Source organism: Synechococcus sp. OH2 (genome assembly GCF_047462155.1).
Lineage (GTDB): Bacteria > Cyanobacteriota > Cyanobacteriia > Thermostichales > Thermostichaceae > Thermostichus.
On sequence record NZ_JANSIR010000071.1, the window covers coordinates 866 to 4,549 of the forward strand.

The 3,684-nt window shown below is 58.7% G+C and carries 3 protein-coding genes and 1 tRNA gene; 1 reads left to right on the top strand and 3 read right to left on the bottom strand.

The features are described 5' to 3' along the window. Positions 1-240 precede the first annotated feature (240 nt). The 3 genes from NW835_RS06135 to NW835_RS06145 form a co-directional block, all read right to left on the bottom strand. A complete protein-coding gene (locus tag NW835_RS06135) occupies positions 241-1,014 on the bottom strand; it encodes a PspA/IM30 family protein (RefSeq protein WP_414378030.1) in 774 nt (257 codons plus the stop codon). 371 nt (positions 1,015-1,385) lie between these two features. Then, positions 1,386-1,457: transfer RNA gene (locus NW835_RS06140), tRNA-Val, on the bottom strand. Positions 1,458-1,871: 414 nt separating this feature from the next. Continuing rightward, complete coding sequence (locus NW835_RS06145) at positions 1,872-3,059, bottom strand: metallophosphoesterase family protein (RefSeq protein ID WP_414365608.1); 1,188 nt, start codon at positions 3,057-3,059, stop codon at positions 1,872-1,874. Positions 3,060-3,260: 201 nt separating this feature from the next. Here NW835_RS06145 and NW835_RS06150 point away from each other — a divergent pair, with 201 nt between their 5' ends. Next, the gene (locus tag NW835_RS06150; protein ID WP_414365609.1) at positions 3,261-3,683 is read left to right on the top strand and encodes a Fur family transcriptional regulator; all 423 of its coding nucleotides are present in this window, start codon (positions 3,261-3,263) and stop codon (positions 3,681-3,683) included. The last annotated feature ends 1 nt before the right edge of the window (position 3,684 follow it).

Here is a 3,684-nt window from a genome sequence, read left to right on the forward strand (position 1 = left end):
TCCCGCTGGCCAGACGCATAAGCCTGCAACAGTTGCTTAGCGTCTAGGAGAGGTTTGATATTCGCTGTTGTCATCGCTGTTGGTTCTCTCGCAAAAACGCAGGAAGGCTACCCTAACCCCCCCAGAGGCAGGTCAACGGCCCTTCCAGCCTAGCTTACCACCCTGTATTCTCTAGCTCAGGAAATCCCAACGCACCTGAGCCCAGAGGAGACACCCTTCGGAAGACACGGCCTCCCATGGTTAAAGCTGGTCGATTTCGCGGCGCAGATTTTCCAACTCCGCATCTACCTCGCTTTCAGCCGGGGCAGCAGATTGGGCTTGCGGCAAAACTTTCCGCTCTCCGGCGGGCAACTGGCCCTGCATCGCCGCTTTCAGCATCATCAGCTCATGATCGACATCTGCTCCACCCGCCTCCAGCGCGGCAAACTGTTGCTCCAAGCTGTCCACCGCCAGCTCGGCCACTGCCGCTGATTGGGCCTCCAGGGCGTTTACCTTCTCTTCCATGCGCTCAAAGGCTGCAAAGGCGCTGGTAGTGTCCACCCGTCCGATGACCTGGTTGATTTGTTGGGAAGCCTTGGCCGCCCGGGCCCGCGCGATGAGCATATCCTTTTTGGTCTTGGCCTCGGCGATCTTGCTCTCTAGCTTGGTCATGTTGCTTTTGAGGAGCTCCACCTGCTTGGTCTGCTCATCCAACTGCCGCTTTAGGCTTTGGGCGGTTTCGGCGAAAGTCTTCTTGCGCACCAGCGCTTCGCGGGCCAGAGCCTCGTTGTTGTTGCGCAAGGCCAACTCGGCCCGTCTTTGCCACTCGTCAACGTTCTGCTGCGCCTGCTCGTACTGCCGCTCTATCCGCTTCTGGGCAGCAATGGCCTGGGCAACTGCTTGCCGCATTTGGTAATGATCCTCAGACATGTCCTGAATGGTTTGGTTCAGGATCTTCTCCGGATCCTCAGCGCTGCTGACCAGCGCGTTGATATTGGATCTAATGATTCGGCTGACCCGATCGAACAATCCCATCGGTTGTTTCCCCCTCTAGCAGTCTGACCTAATGCTACCCTTGCCTTTCTGGCGCCTTCCAGTGCTTCTACTCCAGTATAGGGATCCCTGACTGGGATCCGAGGAAATTGGCCGCAGGGGATCCGGCCCAATCCCAGACCAACCCTCCAGCCGCCAAAACAGCCGCTGCAGAGATGGGCCCCTTCCTCACCTGGCAACCCTTGTTCTCGGGTTGGGCGTTCCCGAATGCCCACTCTGGCCGCGCCCCGTCTTATGTCCCACCCCTGGATTTTGGTGGATGGCCCTAAATTGTCGGGGTCACTGAAAGGCCAGAGGGTTTGCCGGATGAGGACTTTCCGAACTTGGGCAGATTCTCTTGGCTGGTCTGACAATGGGCTGTGCTGGAATCGAACCAGCGGCTCCCACCGTGTCAAGGTGGTACTCTACCTCTGAGTTAACAGCCCTCGCTGAAGCTGCGGCTGCGCATTTGCCCAAGGGTTGGAAATTGATGATATCACATCCGCAAGCCACTTCGAGGCTTACCCCTTGCCGCTCGGCGCTGCCAAGACGACTACTTCTACGGCCTTGTCCATTGGAAGGCCAAAAGCGCTTGCAAAGGGTTCTGAGTTGTTGTTCAGCCAGCCGCAGATCTGGCTAGGTCGATTACAGTTGATCGAACTCCCCTATTGCGCAAGCCTGTGGGGGACGGCATCGCCCCACCTCCAAGGCCTACGGCCCGCTTACGCGAAGAGATGGGGAAACACCCCAGATACTTTTTACTTCCGGCTCCAGAAATCTCCTTACCACAATAGCTTCACAATGGCTTAAGTAGCTTATCCCCGGGCATAAATGCGGGGGCCTGCGCCGCTTTTTTCCGGTCAATCGTGGCACAGGGATCCGATGCGGGCGCGGCAGGTGGCGATTTCTTCGGGGGTGAGGTTGTCCCAGTTAACATCGCGGCGCAGCACCAGGCCGTTGTGGCCGGTGATGAAGCGGGGCAGCTCGGCTTGGTCGATCACGCTCAGATCCCGCATGTGGTAGGTGGTGTAGTAGGTAACCTCCGGAGTGTCGAAGTCCACATCGATGAGGGTGAGAGTCTTGCGGGGAGGCAGGGGGCTATTCAGGAGGGGGCGGGGGCCGGCGCCAAGAATGCCGCAATGGAGCAGTTGCAGTTGTCCCTTGTGGCCGGGATAGTAACCGTGGTGGTGGCCGCTGATGTAAGTGTGGACGCGATATTTCTCCAGCAGGGCCCGTTTGGCGTCTGCCTCTAGCAGCACTTCTCCCGGATCGTCACGCCCGACGGTGATGGCGTAAAGCGGCAGGTGGCCGATGACGATGCGCAACTTGGCCTTCTGGGCTCGTTCACTGGCCAGTGCTGCTTCCGCCCAGGCCATCTGTTCCGGCGGGATGTAGTTGCAGGTGGCGTCCCAGACTAGGTAAAACACCCCGTCTTTTTCGAAGGTGTAATAAAAGGGAAAGTCGCCTCGATCCACAAAGTTCAAACCGGGATCGTGGGCCGGGTCGTTCCAAAACTCGCGGGCCAGATCCCGTTCTTTTTGGAAGAGAAAACCGCCCCGCGTGGTGCGGGCACAGGACGCATCGTGGTTGCCCAGCGTGAAGCCGTAGGGCAGTTTGGCAGCACGAAGCGGGCCGGCCACATGCCGGTCGAAGGCTGCCCACATGGCACGGATGCGCTCCTCCGAGAGGCGGGGATCTTGCCCGGCCACCATGTCCCCTCCGCCCAAGACGATATCCGGCTGGAAGTAGGGGATGAGGCGGATAGCCCGATCCACCTCTGGGTCGTAGTCCACCGAGCCGTAGATGCCGTTTAGGTCGCTGAGCACCATTAGGCGGAGGTCGCGGCGGGCTGGGATGTAAAGCCCCTGGGGAGCTTCTGGATGGGGGACAACCGTGGGCGTAGGTCGAGGGGTAGGGGGCGCCGCCCCTCCCACCACCGCGGACAGAGGTACCGAAGTAGGACGCTGCCGACTGGCCCAATAGGCCCCCACCAATCCACTGCTGCCGGCTAGTCCCAACAAGCCCAAGATCATTTGGCGCCGCCGCATCCTGCTTCTCCTCAACACCCCAGCGGTATTGTAGAAGGGATATCGTCAATAATTGACCCCACTTCTTCTGCACACTGCTTGGAGAGGTCTATGCCAGCGGAGATTTTGCAACAAATCTTCAGAAACTTCGACTTGCAAATGTTAGACTAGTATAAATGAGCAACTGGCTATCTCAGACTCGGTATGACTTGAGGTTTGCCCATGCCTCGCCCTGTAGACTCTTTGGAAGCTGCTTTGGAGCGATGCCGGGAGTGCAATCTGCGCCTTAGCCGGCAGCGTCGTTATATTTTGGAACTGCTGTGGCAATGCGGCGAGCACCTTTCCGCTCGAGAGATCTACGATCGCCTCAATCGGCAGGGCAAGCCCATTGGCCACACATCCGTCTATCAAAATCTGGAGGCCCTGGCCAGCCACAACATTATCGAGTGCCTGGATCGCGCCGATGGGCGCCGCTACGGCAATCGTACCCATCCTCACAGCCATGTCAACTGCCTGGACAGCAACCGCATTCTGGACGTGGATGTGGAGCTGCCGCCGGAGCTGCTGGCCCAGGTAGAGCAGAAGACAGGCACTCGCATCCAGAGCTACCGCATCGAGTTTTTTGGGGTGGAGAACCAGAGCTAAG